Annotated in this window: 17 protein-coding genes; 15 read left to right on the top strand and 2 right to left on the bottom strand. The window is 42.7% G+C overall.

Going from position 1 to position 20,022, the window contains the following annotated elements; genetic code table 11:
- The first annotated feature begins 95 nt into the window (after positions 1 to 95).
- Genes bioB through bioD form a run of 6 tightly spaced genes read left to right on the top strand, consistent with a single transcriptional unit; the run spans position 96 to position 5,795 of the window.
- Complete coding sequence (gene bioB, locus B3E92_RS09225; protein ID WP_112375545.1) at positions 96 to 1,175, top strand: biotin synthase BioB; 1,080 nt, start codon at positions 96 to 98, stop codon at positions 1,173 to 1,175.
- An 8-nt stretch (positions 1,176 to 1,183) separates the two neighbouring features.
- A complete protein-coding gene (bioA, locus tag B3E92_RS09220) occupies positions 1,184 to 2,500 on the top strand; it encodes an adenosylmethionine--8-amino-7-oxononanoate transaminase (RefSeq protein WP_286896372.1) in 1,317 nt (438 codons plus the stop codon).
- Positions 2,497 to 3,657 (top strand): 8-amino-7-oxononanoate synthase, encoded by a 1,161-nt coding sequence (locus tag B3E92_RS09215; protein WP_286896371.1) that lies wholly within the window; start codon positions 2,497 to 2,499, stop codon positions 3,655 to 3,657. The genes bioA and B3E92_RS09215 overlap by 4 nt, the downstream gene beginning before the upstream one ends.
- Positions 3,654 to 4,352, top strand: coding sequence for a DUF452 family protein (locus B3E92_RS09210; protein ID WP_286896369.1), 699 nt, complete (start codon positions 3,654 to 3,656; stop codon positions 4,350 to 4,352). The genes B3E92_RS09215 and B3E92_RS09210 overlap by 4 nt, the downstream gene beginning before the upstream one ends.
- 5 nt (positions 4,353 to 4,357) lie before the next feature.
- Positions 4,358 to 5,116, top strand: a complete 759-nt coding sequence (bioC, locus tag B3E92_RS09205; RefSeq protein ID WP_286896367.1) for a malonyl-ACP O-methyltransferase BioC — start codon at positions 4,358 to 4,360, stop codon at positions 5,114 to 5,116.
- The gene (bioD, locus tag B3E92_RS09200; RefSeq protein ID WP_286896366.1) at positions 5,094 to 5,795 is read left to right on the top strand and encodes a dethiobiotin synthase; all 702 of its coding nucleotides are present in this window, start codon (positions 5,094 to 5,096) and stop codon (positions 5,793 to 5,795) included. The genes bioC and bioD overlap by 23 nt, the downstream gene beginning before the upstream one ends.
- Positions 5,796 to 5,892: 97 nt before the next feature.
- Here bioD and B3E92_RS09195 read toward each other — a convergent pair whose 3' ends face one another.
- Positions 5,893 to 8,406, bottom strand: a complete 2,514-nt coding sequence (locus B3E92_RS09195) for a phosphocholine-specific phospholipase C (RefSeq protein WP_286896363.1) — start codon at positions 8,404 to 8,406, stop codon at positions 5,893 to 5,895.
- Between the two features lie 160 nt (positions 8,407 to 8,566).
- Here B3E92_RS09195 and B3E92_RS09190 point away from each other — a divergent pair, with 160 nt between their 5' ends.
- The 7 genes from B3E92_RS09190 (at position 8,567) to B3E92_RS09160 (ending at position 17,893) form a co-directional block, all read left to right on the top strand.
- Positions 8,567 to 9,253, top strand: coding sequence for a response regulator transcription factor (locus tag B3E92_RS09190; RefSeq protein WP_204990845.1), 687 nt, complete (start codon positions 8,567 to 8,569; stop codon positions 9,251 to 9,253).
- On the top strand, positions 9,250 to 10,629 hold the full coding sequence (locus B3E92_RS09185; protein ID WP_286896359.1) for a HAMP domain-containing sensor histidine kinase: 1,380 nt from the start codon (positions 9,250 to 9,252) through the stop codon (positions 10,627 to 10,629). Before B3E92_RS09190 ends, B3E92_RS09185 begins: the two co-directional genes overlap by 4 nt.
- 217 nt (positions 10,630 to 10,846) lie before the next feature.
- Complete coding sequence (locus B3E92_RS09180; protein ID WP_286896357.1) at positions 10,847 to 12,139, top strand: TolC family protein; 1,293 nt, start codon at positions 10,847 to 10,849, stop codon at positions 12,137 to 12,139.
- Between the two features lie 19 nt (positions 12,140 to 12,158).
- Complete coding sequence (locus B3E92_RS09175; RefSeq protein WP_286896354.1) at positions 12,159 to 13,220, top strand: efflux RND transporter periplasmic adaptor subunit; 1,062 nt, start codon at positions 12,159 to 12,161, stop codon at positions 13,218 to 13,220.
- Between the two features lie 21 nt (positions 13,221 to 13,241).
- Positions 13,242 to 16,349, top strand: coding sequence for an efflux RND transporter permease subunit (locus tag B3E92_RS09170; RefSeq protein WP_286896351.1), 3,108 nt, complete (start codon positions 13,242 to 13,244; stop codon positions 16,347 to 16,349).
- A 230-nt stretch (positions 16,350 to 16,579) separates the two neighbouring features.
- Complete coding sequence (locus B3E92_RS09165; protein WP_070562867.1) at positions 16,580 to 17,413, top strand: sulfite exporter TauE/SafE family protein; 834 nt, start codon at positions 16,580 to 16,582, stop codon at positions 17,411 to 17,413.
- A 78-nt stretch (positions 17,414 to 17,491) separates the two neighbouring features.
- Positions 17,492 to 17,893: a DUF1634 domain-containing protein gene (locus B3E92_RS09160; RefSeq protein ID WP_070562870.1), complete on the top strand. Its 402-nt coding sequence runs from the start codon at positions 17,492 to 17,494 to the stop codon at positions 17,891 to 17,893.
- A 7-nt stretch (positions 17,894 to 17,900) separates the two neighbouring features.
- Here the strand turns inward: B3E92_RS09160 and B3E92_RS09155 are convergent, their stop codons facing one another.
- Positions 17,901 to 18,440, bottom strand: coding sequence for a GNAT family N-acetyltransferase (locus tag B3E92_RS09155; protein WP_046672418.1), 540 nt, complete (start codon positions 18,438 to 18,440; stop codon positions 17,901 to 17,903).
- 246 nt (positions 18,441 to 18,686) lie between these two features.
- Between B3E92_RS09155 and B3E92_RS09150 the strand changes: the two genes are divergently transcribed.
- Both B3E92_RS09150 and B3E92_RS09145 read left to right on the top strand, forming a co-directional pair.
- Complete coding sequence (locus tag B3E92_RS09150) at positions 18,687 to 19,274, top strand: Crp/Fnr family transcriptional regulator (protein WP_070562877.1); 588 nt, start codon at positions 18,687 to 18,689, stop codon at positions 19,272 to 19,274.
- A 105-nt stretch (positions 19,275 to 19,379) separates the two neighbouring features.
- On the top strand, positions 19,380 to 19,973 hold the full coding sequence (locus B3E92_RS09145) for a YceI family protein (RefSeq protein ID WP_286896349.1): 594 nt from the start codon (positions 19,380 to 19,382) through the stop codon (positions 19,971 to 19,973).
- Positions 19,974 to 20,022: the final 49 nt, after the last annotated feature.

Below are 20,022 nucleotides of genomic sequence, written 5' to 3'. Positions count from 1 at the left end.
GCAATTATCAAGAAAAAATAATCGCGTTGAATTACTCAATCCCAATGGTCATTAAGCAAAATAGACCTGACTTTAGCATAAAAATTAGCAATAATATGGAAACAAAACCACAATGGACGCAGGAAGAAGTTGTTGCTTTATACAACAAACCAATAATGGATCTTCTTTATGAAGCGGCATCGATACATCGGAAATATCACGACCCCAACAAAGTACAAGTGTCCACATTGATCTCAATAAAAACAGGTGGCTGTCCCGAAGACTGTGCCTATTGTCCACAGGCCGCACGTTACCATACGAATGTAAAAGCGGAAGGCCTAATGAGCCTAGAGCAGGTAAAGGAGCAGGCACTGGCGGCCAAAGCTGGCGGTAGCTCACGAATCTGTATGGGGGCCGCCTGGCGTAATGTTAAAGATGGCCCTGAGTTTGATCATGTACTGGAGATGGTCCGCACATTGAATAGACTTGACATGGAAGTCTGCTGCACACTAGGTATGCTGACCGAAAACCAGGCACATCGTCTTTCAGAAGCCGGACTATACGCCTACAACCATAACCTCGACTCCTCTGCCGACTACTATAAGGAAATTATCTCGACCAGAAGCTATGATGATCGCCTGCAAACGATCGAAAATGTACGTAAAACCAACATAACGGTATGTAGCGGTGGTATTATTGGGATGGGAGAAAGTATCGCCGACCGTGCAGCGATGTTGGTCACGCTTGCTTCGCTCATTCCACAACCCGAATCGGTACCGATCAATGCACTCGTTCCTGTACCCGGTACTCCAATGGAGGTCATGGAAGCAGTTTCGATATGGGAAATGGTACGCATGGTCGCTACAGCCCGAATTATATTACCCACCACACAGGTTCGCCTTTCTGCAGGGCGTACCAACATGAGTACAGAGGGACAAGCTTTATGCTTTTTCGCAGGAGCCAATTCGATTTTCTCGGGCGACAAACTCCTCACCACGCCCAATCCCGCTATCAACGAAGATATGGATATGTTTAAAACACTGGGGTTAGTGGCACAGCAGCCTTTCGAGAAAAAAAATCAACCCGAAACCATCGCAACGGAGATGGCGCATTACCATGATCTTGATGAAAGACCAAGATGGTCAAGACCAGAACATAAAATCCAGCGTAACATCGCTAAACAGCAAGACAAATAACAAACCCTATGCAGCAAACCATAATGGAAGGAAAAGAAATCAACCAACACGACCTTATCGATGATTTTGACAGAGCGCATTTATGGCATCCGTATACAACCATGACTAATCCCTTACCTGCCTACAAGGTTAAACGGGCAGATGGCTGTATAATCGAGTTGGAAAATGGGCAGCAACTTATCGATGGTATGTCCTCTTGGTGGTGCGCCATCCATGGCTACAATCATCCCGTCCTGAACGCTGCGGTCACAGCACAGCTCAGCAGCATGTCACACATGATGTTTGGCGGACTTACACACGAACCAGCAATTGCCCTCGGTAAAATACTGCTTGATATCACCCCTGCTTCACTCAACAAAATATTTTATACCGATTCGGGTTCTGTTGCAGTGGAAGTTGCGCTTAAAATGGCTACTCAATACTGGGTATCACAAAAAAAGACCAATAAAACAAACTTTGTCACGATTCGTTCGGGATACCATGGCGATACCTGGAACGCGATGTCGGTCTGTGATCCCATTACTGGCATGCACCGCATCTTTGAACATGCTTTACCCAAACGCTATTTTGCCCCTGCCCCAAAAATAGGATTTGATCAGGAATGGGATGCCAATGATATTCAACCCTTAGCAGACCTGATCTGCTCGCATAAGGACGAACTGGCCGCTCTCATCCTCGAACCTATCGTTCAGGGAGCCGGTGGTATGCGTTTTTATCATCCGGAGTACTTGCGTCAGGCAGCACATCTTTGCAAAGAAAATCAGCTGCTATTAATCTTTGATGAAATTGCTACCGGATTTGGACGCACGGGAAAGCTCTTTGCCTGGGAGCATGCCGGAATAGTGCCCGATATCATGTGTATCGGTAAGGCTCTGACCGGAGGTTATATGACGCTATCAGCCGTGATCACTTCAGATCAGGTTGCAACTACAATCTCCAACGGTAAACCGGGTACATTTATGCATGGGCCAACTTTTATGGCCAACCCCTTGGCTTGCGCTGTAGCCCACGCTTCTATCAAATTACTGTTGGCAACGGACTGGAAAGCGAAAGTAACATTAATCGAGCAACAATTGAGACGGGAACTTAGCGCTGCTACAATGCTGCCCCAAGTTGAGAAGCTCAGAATTTTAGGTGCAATTGCAGTTATCGAGATGAAAAACTCCGTCGATCTATCCCGCATACAACAGCGGTTTATCGAAGAAGGAATTTGGGTTAGGCCATTCGGAAAACTGATTTATATCATGCCCCCTTTTATCATAAACGAAGGCGAGCTACACAAGTTAACACAGGCATTACTAGCCGTAATCAGCACAATCCAATGAGTGAAAACAGTTTAATCCAGCGCATTGAAGACGAATTATTTACCCTTGAAAAACAAGGGAATATACGAAAATTACCCCTTATCACACAGCAGGGTAAAGCAGAACAGGAGTATGTTAACGCGCATCACAACCTCTCTTCTAACGATTATCTTGGCCTAGCAACAGATCAGATACTTCGTCAAGAATTTCTAAACTCAGTGACAAAGGATAATGCTGTATTCAGTGCTTCCTCTTCACGTCTACTCACAGGAAACCATGCAGGCTATACGCAATTGGAAACAACGCTCTGCCGTATGTTTGGCACGGAGAGTGCATTGGTCTTTAACAGTGGCTATCATATGAATGTAGGCATACTTCCTGCAGTGTGTGATACACAGACACTAATTCTCGCCGATAAGGGTATCCACGCAAGCCTAATTGATGGCATCCGACTGTCCAATGCGGCCTGCTACAGGTACCGCCATTCCGATTACACCCACTTAACGCAATTATTGGCAAAATATGCCCATCGCTTCACACGCATCATCATCGTCACAGAAAGTATTTTTAGTATGGATGGTGATTGCACTGACCTCCACTATCTGGTCAGTCTAAAACAGCGTTACCCCAACACCTTACTCTATGTCGATGAAGCGCACGCCGTAGGGGTACGCGGAATACGGGGGCTTGGCTGCGCAGAAGAACAGCACTGCATTACCGACATTGATTTCCTGACAGGCACCTTCGGAAAAGCGCTAGCATCGCTTGGTGGCTACCTGCTCTGTAAAGAACCCATCCAGAATTATTTGATCAATAAGGCTCGTACGCTAGTTTTTACAACCGCGCTACCACCGATCAACCTTTTATGGACCGCGTTTATTCTGGAACGCTTAAGCGACTTCACTGACCGGCGCCAACAGCTGCACAAAAATAGCCTATTGCTTAAACAGCAAATAATTGCCAAAGGCTTTAATTGTCCGTCAGAGAGCCATATTCTACCAGTCATTATCGGTGATAATAAGGAAACGATACTGAAAGCAGAAGACCTGCAGCGAAAGGGATTTTACGTACTTCCCATACGTCCGCCGACAGTACCAGAAGGAACTTCAAGAATCCGGCTTTCATTAACAGCAACAATGACATCGTCCATGATCAAACAACTCGCAGCAAGCTTATGATACTTAAAAGAATCTCCCCTAAACGGGTCACTTCAGCCGATAATTTCCCAAGGCAGTATCTTCACCCAAAATCCAACGAAAAACTGCTTTTATTTTTTGCAGGCTGGGGCATGGATGAACAGCCTTTTTTGCACTACTCTCCTGTGGGCAAAGATCTTATTGTTGCCTATAGCTATACGGATTTACTGTTGGATGAAAGTCTGCTCGCAGGATACCGGGAAATTGAGGTTTTCGCCTGGTCTATGGGGGTATGGGCAGCAGCAACGGTACTGCCCGAGCTCCAAAACAGCAATTACCCCATCAGTACGTGTACCGCAATCAATGGAACACCATTTCCAATAGATGACGAAAAAGGAATTCCAGCCCAGTTATTCAAAGGAACATTGGATACACTGAGCGATAAAACACTGGAAAAATTCAGATTCCGCATGTGTGGCTCTAAGGACCTTTTTAACTGCTTTCTTGAGAGAGCCCCCCAACGGGACATCGAAGACCTTCGCAAAGAGCTCATCGCCATTGAAAAAACCGCAAGTACAAAATCAGCAACAGCATTTCAATGGCATCAGGCATATATCGGTAAAGAAGACCGAATCTTCCACGTAGAAAATCAAAAACGTGCCTGGTCCGATACCGCATATACGATAATTGACGCTACGCATTATCCCGAACAATTATTTAAGCACCTTTTAAAATGATCATCATGATTGACAAACAAAGGATTATGGCCCGTTTTTCTAAAGCTGCGCCGAACTATCAGTCGGCAGCGACGGCTCAGTACGAAATAGCAAAAAAAATGATCAGCTTAATGCAGGAGTACATACCGCTCAAACCGCAAAAAGTATTGGAAATTGGCTGCGGCACGGGACTTTTTTCGCGGTTGATGCTACAGCATCTCAAACCTCAAAAAATGGTTTTAAATGATATCTGTCCAGCAATGATGCCCGAAGTAATGGATATTTTGACCTCGCCGCACACGTTCTGCTGTGCTGATGCAGAAACCTATGCTTTTCCCAAAGATATCAATCTAATCGCTTCCTGCTCTACGATTCAGTGGTTCAACAATCCCCGCGCTTTCTTTGAGAACTGTTATGTATCGCTACCGAACTCGGGTATCCTTGCCTTCAGTACTTTTGGTCATGACAATATGCACGAGATCAATGCTACTGCAGATGTTGGACTAAGCTATCGATCTAAATCCGAACTTATTGCCGAACTTTTAACATTGAATTATACGATCCTCGTTGCACGAGAAGAACATTTACAACTATACTTTGAAAGCCCTTTACAAGTTCTGCTCCACCTGAAGCAAACAGGAGTGACGGGAATAAAAAATCACCGGTGGACAAAAGGCACGCTCCGGGCTTTCTGCGACCAGTATACTGCTCGTTACGGGACAGAAAAAGGCGTAGCGCTAACCTACCATCCCATCTATATTATTGCAAAAAAAAACATCAGCTGAACACGCCAATCACCACAATCGGACAACCAACAAAAGAAACATAGCAATGAATGAAAATATCTATTTTGTTTCCGGCATAGACACCGGGATCGGAAAAAGTTATGCTACTGGCCTCCTCGCGAAACAATGGAATACAAGTGGTATACGCACCATTACTCAAAAGCTGGTACAAACTGGAAATACAGCTATTTCCGAAGATATCGTCCTGCATCGCCAACTCATGGAAATCCCATTAACGGTGGAAGATCATCAGAAAATCACCATGCCGGAGATTTTCACCTACCCGGCCTCCCCGCATCTGGCAGCGCGCCTAGATAATCGTGAAATTGATTTTACCAAGATCAGACAGGCAAGCTTGACATTAAGCCATCGCTACGATGCTGTGCTTATTGAGGGCGCAGGTGGATTGATGGTTCCATTAAAAGAAGATTATCTGATTATTGATTACATCCAAGAAATGCAATATCCTCTTATTTTTGTCACATCCGGAAAATTAGGGAGTATCAATCATACCTTACTAAGTCTGGAAGCTATCGCCAAGCGCAAGATCAATCTACACACCCTGGTTTACAACACGTTCCCCGTTCATAAAGACCGCACCATAAGTTCTGATACGGAATTATATCTTCGTCGTTATATAGAAAAACACCATCCGGAGGCCTTATTTGTCCGCTTGTAAATAAGGTCAACCGGATACGATTGATAAACTTATATAGCAACAGCAGGTAGACCAGTCAAAAAGAATTGGCCGCCATTCCTGCGGAAACAAGTATAGGTTATGCTAATAATGGATCAGTTGTACACTCGACACCTGTTTCCAATCGCCCTGCGAGCTGAATGAGGAAGCTGCTGTCTTCCTTGAGTCGTACAGCAATATCATACCAATTCCCTTGCCTTTCAACATCGAGGATCAGTGGCACTTCTTCGGCGGGAGCGATTTCTTTCGTTACGGCATATTTTCCATAGCTAAGGCTCTCGACAACTACGGTTACCCGCTGGTCGCTATTGTTCCCGAGTTTCAATTGCAATTTTCCTGTTGCCGCCTGAGTCAGCGCTTTGAGCTCCGGAGAAACGGTTGCCGCTAGCGCCACAGCTCCTTTCTGTCCAGAAAATTTTCGATAAAAACCATTTGGACCATGTAATTCAAAAGCATAGCGGTCTCCTGCAAATCGTGCCAGGTCCCACTGATATGTCAAACGATCACCGGCCTTCACCGCAAAATTCCAATTGCGGTAGGTTTCACTTTGCCCCTGTTCATCACGATATTCCAACGGACTATACACGTTGAAAGCTGTACCGGAAGTCTTTTTTCCGAAAAACTTGTTGTCTACAGTCATCGCCAGATGAAACTGTCCATCTTTCACATAGCCCACCGCATCATGCGCATAAGGCAATTGCAGGGATTTACGAATCCCCCGCTCCTGTATTCGGTCAAATCCCGGAATCCATCCGTTTTTAGTTGCTAGATCAGGATCCTTAACCTCAACAAAGCCTCGCGGGTCTTCTTTGAACTGCGCATTGTATATCGTTTCGATATATTGATCCCGATCAAGAAAAGGAAGTTGTTCCTTTTGCTGCGTAAAAGGTGTAAAGGCGCTTGTTAAATCCCCACAGATTGTTCTACGCCATGCACTGATGTTTTCCAAATGCAGATTCTTGTTCAGCTTTTTATTAAAGAAAGATTCCAAAAATTGCAAAGTAGAGGTATGATCAAATACCTGAGAGCAGACCTTACCACCGCGCGACCAAGGCGACGCAATATACATGGGAACACGAAAACCTAGGCCCACAGCCCCTTCGCGTGCCTGTTTTTTAGGAATCCCCTGTTTTAGCTCATTTTCTAAACGAACCATCTCCACCTCCGTATCGATCCCTGGAGAACATGCACCTGTATCTTTCTTCTTTAAATCTGGCACCAGAAAAGGTTTAACATGGTCGTAGTAACCATCGTTTTCATCATAGGTAATGATAAAAATTGTTTTTTTCCAAACTTCGGGGTTCTTCGTTAAGATATCTAAGACTTCAGATACATACCAAGCTCCATACCAGGGCGCACTCGGGTGGTCCGAAAAATTCTGCGGACCGGCCAACCAGGATACGGCAGGCAGTTTCCCGGTATCAACGTCTTTACGGAATTGATAAAGAATATCTCCTTTAGGGACTTCCAGCGTGCTTTTTTTTCCCTGTGTCTTAAAACGTAAGGTATCAAGCGACCTGTAATTTTTATCCCCCTTGTTTACCGTAAACGCCCGCTCATTTAATGATTTCGTAAAATCACTTAGCTTGTTATAATTGTTTGCATTGAATTCCTTTAGTTCGGTCTCAGCTCGCTCCAGTGCTTCACTTTTTTTGCGAATATCAGCGCGTATCTTTTCTGCTTGTTCCTCGGAAGAAGGTGACTTCTCTTCCAACTTAGAAATCTGCATGGGCAAATCCCGAACCTGTGTTTCCAGGCTTCTGATATAGTTCTCCTTAAATTTAACTTGATAAGCCTGAAAAAACTCCAGTAGATTACACCCAAAATTGGATAACCATGCTCTTTCCTGTCCAGAAAAACCTCCGCCACAGCTGGTCTCATTTTGATAGAAACGCCAGTTAATGCCGTTCTTTTCAAGCAATTCCGGAAAAGTTGCCCAGGTCATTTTACCATAGCCAAAGTCATCGTTCCGAATATTCACTTTTTGCAGACCATCTTTCATCTCTGTAATCTTACCCGTCCAGTAAAAGGAACGGTTAGGCGTCGTGCTTGTCATGCCCGAGCAAAAATTCTGGTCACATACTGTAAAAGCATCCGCTAAGGCATAATGAAAAGGTAGATCTTCCCGTGTAAAGTATCCCAATGTCAGTGGCATCGCCGCATATTGTTTATTCCCTGATTGCTTCGATAACAGCCAATGATCGTAACGTCCTTGGTTAAAGGCATCCACCTGGCTTGCTCGACTATGTGGAAGCGAACCCATCCAGGTCACTTTACTTTCTTTCAGATTTAATCGAAAAGGAGCATAAGTTTTTCCCGCTTTATCCGTTTGATACCAGACGGGTAAACCGTTTGGTAAACGTATCGAACGGGGATCATTAAACCCCCGAACTCCCGAAAGACTACCTAGCGTATGGTCAAAGGAGCGGTTCTCCTGCATCAGGATGACAATATGCTCGGCATCTAAAAAACTGCTTCCTGGGGCAGGGTCTATCGCAAAGGCTTTCTGGATCGATGCGGGCATAAAGCTGGCAATACCTGCTGCTCCCGAAAATAGTAGGGTCTTTCGGAGGAATTCTCTTCTGCTTTCCATAATACTTATTTATAATTTCGATTTGAATCTACTTAGATTTCTTTTTGTTTCATATTTCTTCGTGTAAATCTTATGTTACCAAATTAAGCGCTCAGAAAATATCTCCTTGATAGGATGACAAAAATTTGTTTATTTTTACGAAAACACAACAGATATACATATGGTGGACATTTTGCTGCTCGAAGACGACAAGGTACTCTCTAAGGAGATTCGCTCTTTTCTGTTAAGCCAGGGTTTTACCTGTGATCAAGCCTTTGATGGAATTGAGTTTTTGGCCAAAACACACCAGAAAAAATATGGTTTTTATCTATTGGATATCAACGTGCCCAAAATCAATGGACTGGAGATTTGTAAAAAGATAAGAAGCCATGACGCCTTTACCCCAATTATTATTCTCTCAGCATACGACGATATAGATGATAAAAAGGAGGCATTTCTCCGGGCCGCGGATGACTATTTGGTCAAACCTTTTGTTTTAGATGAGTTACTGATGCGGATCTATTCCCTACTGCGTCGACAACAACATAGCGAAAGCAATGAAACAAAAACATGGGTAGTCGATGATCTGATCATTTATCCTGATGAGGCCCGTGTACTACGTGCAAATGAAGAAATTAATCTTACTCAAAAAGAATTTCAACTGCTGCTTATCTTAGCGCAGGCAAAGGGCCGCACCTTATCCAAGCAACATATTTCGGAGGAAGTATGGCAAAACCAATTTCAAACAACACAGAATACAATTGAAGTTTACATCAACTTTTTACGAAAGAAAATTGATAAAAACTTTGAAAATAAACTAATCCATACAAGGCCTGGATTTGGTTATTACCTATCGGCAGAAAAATGAATTTAAAAAAGAAGATAGCGATTAGCTTTAGCATTGCATTCTCCGTCCTTTTCGGTATGGCGATGTTGATTATCTACTATGCTAGTTTCGATTTTCGGAAAGATCAATTTCGCCAGCGACTGATTGATAAATTGGATAATATCTCCCATTACATCGCCAGTAATCCTTATTTCAACCGTCAGTCTTACAAAAACTATTTCCACGATGACGAAGATGGCCTCTTCTATGAAGATGTGATCATCCTTGACAAAAACAAACAACTGGTCTTCAGCACCGTAAATGATCAGACCATTACCTGGAATGCCTCGATTGTCAATCGGCTAAATCAGGAAAAACAGATTTTCTACTATCAGGATCAATACGAAACCTTGGCCAAATATTACCGCATCAACGGTTTACCTTATTATATTATCGTAAAAGCACAGGATTACTCCGGGAATGAAAAAATGGATCATCTGGCGCTCGTCCTAACCATATTATTTGTACTGAGCGCTGTGCTGGTCTGGATATTCAGTTATAACCTTATCCAACGTTTATTGATCCCACTCGATAAATTAAAAGATAATATCACCCAGATCAATGCCAGCAAACTGACCAAACCTGTCGAGTATACCGGTAAAACAGATGAGATTGCTGTACTAACCCGAGCATTTAACACCATGCTGCTACGGCTTTCGGCTGCTTTCGAATCGCAGAAAGAATTTAATTCCAGCGCCTCTCATGAATTGCGAACACCGCTTGCCCGAATGTCCTTCCAGCTGGAGAACCTTTATCATCAGAATCAGTTGAGCGAAGAAGTAAGGCAGGTATTGCGTAATATATCCAAAGAAACCTTACATCTTTCGGAGGTAACCGATTCGTTGATGTTACTTTCAAAATTCGACTCCGAGCGTTTGAAAATGACTTATGCGGAGGAAAGAATTGATGAAATTATCTTTACGGCTTATGAAAAGGTAGCCAAGGTATTCCCCGACCTACAACTGGATTTTTCAATTGGCGGAATCGAAGATCCCAAACTGAGTATTTTCTGTTCTGCTCAATTGATTGAAATCGCTTTTGTGAATTTATTTAAAAATGCCGCGCTTTATTCCGATACCAAGGAGGTAAAAGTAATGATTGTAGAATCAACGTGGGAACTTAAAGTGCTTGTCAGCAATACTGGCCCGGCCTTGAGTACAATCGACCAAAAACGAATTTTTGATGCATTCAGCCGCGGTGAAAACGCAAGTGAAACAACAGGATCGGGCCTAGGGTTACGTATCGTTCAGCGTATCATGCAATCGCATCAAGCAACAATAGCATATCAGGCCGATCTAAAACAATCTACGCATACTTTTGTATTACTATTTAAATTGTTTCCGAACCGGGAAGTATAGTTGCTTAAGTGCGGTAGACAATGTCAAGTCTATGAGCAATAAACGCATATATTATTATACCTATCCATAGCTATCCGCCGATCTGAAAAACATGCTTTTTTAAGCTTTTTTTAAGCATTTATTAAGGGGTCTTTAATCTTCGACCAGTTATTTTGTTACATAAGTTTTGAAACACATGACAAAGACACCCCTTATATTTTTATTGCTTTGCAATAGCATGGCTTTTGCTCAACAAAAACCACCACAGGCAGATTACTTGAGCATTCATGAAAGTACATTTGGAATAAAGCAAAGTGAGATCTCGGGAAAAAAGATGACGCTTCAAGAATGCGAAGAGGCTTTTATTAAAAGTAATCTCTCCCTACTCGCGCAACAATATGACATCAGTCAAGCCGAGGCAGACGTCATACAAGCCAAAATATGGGATCTGCCACAGTTGGAACTGTCTGCCAATGCCTACGACCCACAGAACAAAAAAACATTTCATATTGGTCAATCCAAGGAAGCAAGTGTATCCCAATTGATTTATCTCGGTGGAAAAAAGAAGAATGAAGTTGAATTTGCCAAATCAAATGTTGAACTTGCTAAGCTACAATTTAGCCAATTGCTGGCAAGCCTTCGCGCCCAGCTGCGTACAACTTTCTACTCCCTTTACTTTGAGCAACATAAGTTGGCCGATATTAAAATTCAGCTGGATTACCTCAATAATCTGCTCGCCGCTTATAAAGAGCAAGGGAAAAAAGGAAACGTTTCTTTAAAAGATCAGGTTCGCCTTCAAACAATGGCCATTGATCTCAACAACGAAAAAACGACAGCAATTAATAATAGTATCAATCTACAGCAGCAATTACGTGTGCTTATTTCCAGTCAGGAAGATGTATTACCAAAGTTAACAGATCAAGAAGCAGATCAGGAACTTGCCGTAAAGCCAACAATGCCTTTGGAAAACATCTACCAATTGGCCTTGGAAAACAATGCCGATTATCAATTTGCCTTGAAGATCTCGGAAAGCGCACAGTTATTTACCAGATGGCAACAGTCTTTAAACACACCGGATATCAACCTTGGTCTTTCCTACAGCCAAAATGGAGGTGTATTCCGCAATGAGCTCAATGTCACAGCCGCCATTCCGATCCCGTTGTGGAAACAAAATAAAGGAAATGTGATCAAAGCGAAATACGCCGAAGAAGAGGCAAAGAAAAATATTGAAGTCCAACGGCAGCTGCTGGAATCACAGATCCGTTCAAACTATCAGTCCTGGGAAAATCAATATACCCAATATTTTACTATCACACCAGACGACCTGCATAACATCGCTGTGGTCTATGATGGCATATTCAATAATTTTAAAAAAGGGAATATTTCTCTAGTTGAGTTCACGGATTTTATGGACAGCTATCGCATATCCATTCTTAAGCTATACGATATGAAAAAGGAAATTATTCTCAACGCCGAACAATTAAACTACCTGGCTCAAAATTCCATATTTAATTCAACTCATGTCAACTAAAAAACTTCTTATAGCCGCTGTGGCATTAGTACTACTTTACTCTTGCCAAAATCATAAAGAAACAGATAATGCAGCCATTGTCAAAGGTTTCGAAATTAGTGAGACGATGCTTAAATCGACAAGTTTTGCTACGGTAAAAAAAGAAAATGTGACCGAAGAACTCAACTTCTTTGGAAAGATATCGGCCGATCAAAACAATTACATTGATATTTTCCCGCTCGTTGGGGGGAATGTGGTCTCCGTTAATGTTTCTCTGGGTGATTATGTCCATAAAGGTCAGGTATTGGCAACAATCAGAAGTACGGAAGTTGCCGGTATACAAAAGGATCTTTCCGATGCTAGAACCGATGTGTTACTCGCCGAGAAAAACTACCGTGTGGCCGAAGACATGTATAATGGTAAACTGAGTACAGACAAAGACATGCTGGAAGCAAAGGGGCAATTAACCAAAGCCAAAGAGCAACTACGTCGTTCAGAGGCCGTCAGTCAGATCTACAATGTGCGTACAGGTAATATTTATTCGGTCGTATCTCCAATCGATGGCTACATCGTCCAAAAGAACATCAATAAGGACATGCAGTTGCGTAGTGACCGCAGCGACAACATCTTTGATGTGGCCAATACAAAAGATGTATGGGCAATTCTTAACGTCAACGAAACGGATATCGACAAGATTAGTATGGGCATGCCGGCTATTGTGTCTACCCTGAGCTACCCCGACAAAAAATTCCAGGGCAGTATTGATAAAATCTTTAAGATCATCGATCCCCAAACGAATTCAATGCAGGCACGCGTGGTGCTAGACAACAAGGATGGTTTACTTATTCCGGATAGTAAAGCGACCATTAAAGTGTTGCATCGCTCCAATACGGAAGCGCTCGCAGTTCCTTCTGATGCGGTCATTTTCGATCAAAACAAATATTTCGTATTGATCTATAAATCCCAAAATGATATTAAGATTCGCGAAATATTGCCGATCAAACAAAACGAAGGAACAACTTACATGGCTACGGGGCTACAGGAAGGTGAAAAAGTTGTTGTCAACAATAAACTTTTGATCTATAGAGCATTGAATAATTAATCGGTCTTAGCATTTACACGAATGAACAAATTCATTAAAAATATCATCGCCTTTTCCATTAAAAATAAAGCGTTTACCTTTATTTGGGTCGGTATTTTGGCTATTGCTGGTTTCATTAGCTTTAAAAGCATGCCCATTGAGGCATTTCCCGATGTGACCAATACACAAATAACCATCATTACCCAGTGGAACGGAAGGAGTGCGGAGGAAGTCGAACGCTTCGTAACGACACCAATCGAACTGGGCATGAGTCCAGTCCAAAAGAGAACTAGCATACGGAGCACCACCATGTTTGGCCTTTCTATTGTTAAAATCATCTTTGATGATGGTGTAGACGACACTTTTGCCCGCAATCAGGTCAACAACCTCATGCGGTCTGTGAGCCTGCCAGACAATGTCGACCCTGAAGTACAACCCCCCTACGGCCCTACAGGCGAAATCTTCCGTTATACATTGCATAGCGATCAACGCAATTCGCGCGACCTCCTTACTTTGCAGACCTGGGTCATTGACCGCGCTTTGCGTGGTGTACCTGGTGTAGCCGATATCAACGTTTTTGGTGGACAGGATTTGGTTTACGAAATAAGTACCGACCCCATCAAACTCGACAAATTTAATCTGACCCCGTTACAGGTATTTGATGCTGTCAGCAAAAGTAACCTGAACGTCGGTGGAGATGTCATCGAAAAAAGTGGCCAGTCCTACGTCGTACGCGGTATTGGTTTGGTCAACTCGATCAATGATATCGAAAACATCACGGTAATCAACCAAAAGGGAAATCCGGTCTTTGTTAAAAATGTAGCCGAGGTAAGAGAAAGCGCAATGCCTCGGGTGGGCCAAGCTGGTTTTGGTAAGAATGATGATGTGGTAGCAGGAACCATCGTGATGCGGAAAGGCGAAAATCCAAGAGAGGTCTTGACCGCTGTAAAAGCGAAAATAGACGAGCTCAACAACAAAATCCTTCCCAAAGATGTCAAAATGCAAACCTTCTATGACCGTGACAATCTCATGGATTTCACGACCCATACCGTTATGCACAACTTGATTGAAGGTATTGTCCTCGTCACCTTGATGGTATTGCTCTTTATGGCAGACTGGCGCACGACGGTCATCGTTTCTATCATTATCCCCCTCGCCTTACTTTTTGCTTTTCTATGTATTAAACTAGCTGGTATGAACGCCAACCTGCTTTCTTTGGGTGCAGTAGACTTTGGTATTATCATCGACGGTGCCGTGGTCATGGTGGAAGGGATATTTGTCATGTTGGATCACCAGGCTCATAAGCTGGGTATGGAGAAATTCAACAAAATGGCCAAAGCCGGCTGGATCAAACAGACAGGAACAGGTTTGGGAAAAGCAATCTTTTTCTCCAAGCTGATTATCATCACCTCCTTGATGCCCATATTCTCCTTCCAAAAAGTAGAAGGAAAGATGTTTTCGCCACTAGCCTTTACCCTGGGTTTTGCTTTGCTGGGTGCATTACTGTTTACCTTGACACTCGTTCCGGCTTTATCGCATATTCTGCTCAATAAAAATGTAAAAGAACGCCACAATCCATTTGTTGAATTCTGGAATAGAATTGTCGCCAAAGGTTTTGGATTTACATTCCGAAACAAGCGTCTGAGTATGATCGTTGCAATTACTTTACTAGCTGCAATCTTATTTTCTGCAAAATTTTTAGGGACAGAGTTTTTACCGACATTAAATGAAGGTTCCCTTTGGGTTACTGCCGAGATGCCCATGAGCACTTCATTACGTGAATCGGTTAAAACAACCAAACTGTTAAAGGGTACTTTAGAAACTTTTCCTGAGGTCACCGGCGTACTTTCCCAAACTGGACGAAGCAACGACGGTACCGACCCCAATGGGTTTGGCTTTGTTCAGTTTGCTGTGGCCCTAAAACCTAAAGAGGAATGGACACGTAAAATCACCATGGATCAGCTGATTGAAGAGATGGACCATAAACTCAAACAATTCCAGGGGATCACCTATAACTATTCGCAGCCTATCTCGGATAATGTTGCTGAAGCCGTTGCTGGTTTCAAGGCCGAAAACGGCATCAAGATCTTTGGCGATAACCTCGCGACCTTAGACCGCCTGGCGAAAGAAGTTTATGCACAGGTCAAAGGTATTCAAGGTATTAAAGAACCTGGTATCATCTTAAATATCGGCCAACCTGAAGTTAGTGTGGTATTGGATCGGACCCGTATGGCGGCATTCAATGTCCTGCCAGCAGATGCACAGGCGGTACTGGAAATGGCCTTTGGCGGAAAGACCGCTTCCATTTTATACGATGGTGAGCGCAAATTCAACATTCGACTGCGTTATGCGCCCGAATATCGGAAAACAGAAAAGGATATTGCACAGCTGATGGTTCCATGTGGTGATGGCACATTAATTCCGTTGAAAAGTATCGCGACCATTGAAAAAGATAATGGTGCTGCTTTTATCTATCGCGACAACATCAAACGTTATATCGGCATCAAATTTTCCATCCGTGACCGTGACTTAGGAAGCACCATAGCTGAAGCACAACAAAAAGTAAGTAAAATTAAGCTTCCGGAAGGATATTCTATTGGCTGGACTGGACAATTTGAAAATCAGCAGCGTGCGACACACCGCCTAGCACAGGTTGTACCGATCAGTTTGATCGTCATCTTCTTTCTATTGTTTATTCTATTCGGAAATATCAAGGATTCGCTGCTCGTGTTGGCTAACGTTCCTTTTGCACTGATCGGTGGAATTATCGCCTTGCACGTGACGGGTATGAATTTTGGAATCTCGGCAGGGGTAGGTATGATCGCATTATTCGGGATCTGTATCCAGAATGGTGTTATCCTGATCTCAGAATTCCATCAGAATAAGAAGGAAGGCCTACCCAATGACCAATCAATTTATAAAGGTGTAAAATCGCGAACACGACCTGTGGTCATGACGGCACTCATGGCTTCCATCGGGCTGTTGCCGGCTGCATTATCGACCGGTATAGGTTCGGAATCACAGAAACCTTTGGCGATCGTCATCATTGGCGGATTAATCTCAGCGACGATATTGACATTGTTGGTATTCCCAATCATCTACGATATCTTCAACAGAAAAGAAAAGGTACAACAAACAATAGCTGAATAATATTGTCCATATTTTATATACTATATACTTAGACCAATAAAGGTCATCGGTACTGCCTCAGGCTGTGAAGCGACAGGCAGTACCATTTTTTTGATAATACTTTTGATGTAACATTTGTATCTATTCCAGGTTTAAAGTTTCAAAAGCAATAAAAAGCCCTTAAGTTTACAACAAATTACCTTCCATTAAACAGCTGCTGTTTTTTGGATCACACAAACAAACACATATTTATGACTATTCTCACCTTTACAATCATCCTTCTCCTGGGTGCTTTTGTAGCAGGACTCTTAGGATCCCTGACAGGCTTAGGCGGAGGGGTCGTTGTCATCCCTTTATTGACTCTTCTGTTTCATGTTGACATCCGTTATGCCATTGGAGCGGCCTTGTTGGCTTCCATAGCGACATCATCCGGTGCAGCCACAGCCTATGTCAAAGAAGGCATCACCAACATCCGGCTTGGCATGTTTTTAGAAATAGCGACCACGATTGGTGCTGTTATCGGGGCTGTCATCGCCATTTACATGCCGACGAATACCATTGCAATCATTTTTGGTATTGTACTGATCTTCTCCGCAGCAATGACTATACGGAAGAAAAACGAACATGCGCTATCCGGCGGTTCTGCTTTGGCTGAAAAATTGAAACTGAATAGCACCTACCCTGCTGATGGAAAATTGATCCCGTATAAGCTGACCAACGTCGTCGGCGGCTTCTCTTTGATGGGGGTTGCAGGAATACTTTCCGGATTATTAGGCATTGGTTCGGGCTCCCTTAAAGTACTCGCGATGGACAGCATGATGAAAATTCCATTTAAAGTCAGTACGACAACGAGCAACTTTATGATCGGTGTCACCGCAGCTGCTTCTGCAGTGGTCTATTTACAAAGAGGATATATGGATCCAGGTATTGCTTTTCCGGTTATCCTGGGTGTATTATGCGGTGCCATTACAGGATCCAAACTCTTAAAGCGCATGAACCCAAAGACTTTACGTATCATTTTCGCCGTCGCTATTACTTTGGTGGCCTTGGAAATGATCTTCAACGGATTCCAGCATAAATTCTAAAAACGGTAGCTTACCAGATTTAGGATTTTAAGTTTGTAACGTCCTTCCGCTAGGCAATGAAGGACCTAATTACTCAAAATGAAACAAGTATTTTCGAAACACTATTGGGGAGACAAAGACATCTCACTGTTGGTAGGACAAATTTTAAGAATAGGCGTTATATTGGCTTCCTCTATTCTTATTCTCGGCGGTATCTTCTACCTGATTGTTCATGGACAGGACACCGTACCGAATTATCGAGATTTTGTCGGTGAAGGGAATTCCAATACAACAATTACTGGAATTATTTCGGGGGCATTTAGCCGAAATATTCCCCAAGTTATACAGCTGGGTGTTCTTTTATTGATTTGTACACCTATCGTACGGGTGATTGGTTCACTGTTTGGTTTTGTAATCGAAAAGGACAGACTTTATATCATCATTACATTGATTGTATTAACCGTCATTATCGGCAGTATACTTAGCGGCATCAAGGGATAATAAGGCTTTATCTCTTGATCCGCCGCCAAGCGGATTTTTCCAATGCGTATTCAAAATTTTTACGTTCTGGCTCATTTACATAGCTGACCATCTTTTCGGCCACTTTAATAGCGCCCAAACGTTCCACGGCCTTCTGAGAACGATAGTTTTCTGCCCCCACATGCAGATAGATTCGATCCACAAAGTTGAAGGCAAAGTCAAACATCATCTCTTTGACCAAGGGATTAATTCCTGCCCCCCAATACGCACGGGCATAAAACGTATATCCAACAAAAATAGATTTTTCCGCCTCATCAAGTCCATAGTACCGGGTGCTCCCAATGCAGGCTCCACTTTCCTTATCCAGGATCAAATAAGCAGCCTTACTTTCCAAGGCCCCTTCAAAAAATCCCTGAAAAACCTCTTCCTTCCAGCGATCCTTATTGGGATGCTGTTCCCAGATCAGGGGATCTTTGGCAACCTGATACAGCGTATCAAAATCCGTTGGTTCGATGATGCGTAATACGACCTTATCATTTTCAAGGGTGTTGGGGGCGACAAACTTCATGAGACACTTTTATAGTTATAGCAATTCAAATATTTTAAATCTGACAAAAGATACCAATTATTGATCAAACTATCTGAATTTTGCGAATATCCGGTCAAATATTACACCAAGATGTAGATTTTATCACCGTGTTGACAAAATTGAATGCAAGAAATCCCCTGCAACTGAATTATTTTACCTTAGAATTGATAGGAATTGGACAACTTATTCAATTAGCATGGCAAAAAATTCGTATTTTACAGCCAAATGGAACAATTCAGGGAATTTGTAAAACAGCGTATTGATGTCACTGAGGAAGAACTAAATGACATCGTCTCACGTTATCAGGTACGGAAAATAAAGAAAAAAGAATACTTTCTCCGGGCAGGCGAGGTATGCCACCATGAAGCATACGTAATCAGCGGTTTATTTAAATCATTCTATGTCACCGCCGATGGGATTGAACATATCCTACAGTTTGCAATTGAAGATTGGTGGATCGGTGATATTGCCAGCTTCAATTATCAGGAGCCGGCCCTCCAAAACATTCAGGCCCTGGAAAACTCCGTCGTCCTGACCCTTTCAAAAAAGGCTAAGGACAAACTTTACGAAGATCATCCCATCTTCGAGAAACTCTCCAGGATTATGGCACAACGTGCGCAAATCGCATCGCAGCACCGTATTATCTCGAGCATAGGTTTCACTGCACAGGAACGCTATCTGGATTTCATCAAAAGGTACCCTAAAATCTATCCGAGGATCTCCAATATGCAATTAGCCTCCTATCTTGGTGTTACGCAGGAGTTTCTTAGCCGCCTAAAAAGGCAGATCTTAAAGCCGAATCGAAATTCTTGACCTACATCAATTTTTTCTTTGTCTGTTTATCCCACCTTTGCAGAAGCTTGTTCAAACAAACAATTTGAACTTTTGAAGGTTAGATAAATAAAAAAAGAAAATAAGATGAATAAATTTTTCCAAATTCTGGCAGTAGCAGTATTAATGGTTAATGTTGCTGTGGCACAAGTAAAATGGTCTGCAGACCCTGCACATACCAACGCAAGATTTGATGTAAAACACCTTGGTATCAGCTTTGTTGATGGTGAATTTACTAAGGTAGAAGGAACAGTTGAAACCCCAACAGGAACAAGTTTCAATAATGCCAAAGTTAATTTCTCTATCGACGTCAACAGTATCGATACGCGCATTGCTGCACGTGACAACCACTTGAAGACCGATGATTTTTTTGCTGCGGAAAAATTCCCTAAAATGACATTAAAGTCTATCAGTTTTAAAAATGCGAAAGTAAAAGGAAAATATGAGATGATAGCGGATCTGACGATCCGTGATGTAACGAAAAAAGTAACTTTCGAGGTAACACAAAACGGTGGAATCATTACGGATCCTTGGGGAAAAACACGTGCTGGATTTACAGCTAAAACAAAAATTAACCGTCAGGATTTCGGCATGAAATACAATGATAAATTACCTTCAGGTGTAGAAGCGGTTGCTTCTGATGTCGACATCATTGTCAACACCGAATTGGTGTTGAACTAATTGAAAATAATAAATCACACTAACATTAAGAAGCTGTCTCAAATTTATT

Source organism: Sphingobacterium sp. UBA6317, assembly GCF_002440385.1.
GTDB lineage: Bacteria > Bacteroidota > Bacteroidia > Sphingobacteriales > Sphingobacteriaceae > Sphingobacterium > Sphingobacterium multivorum.
This window is presented reverse-complemented; position numbering and strand designations above follow the sequence as displayed.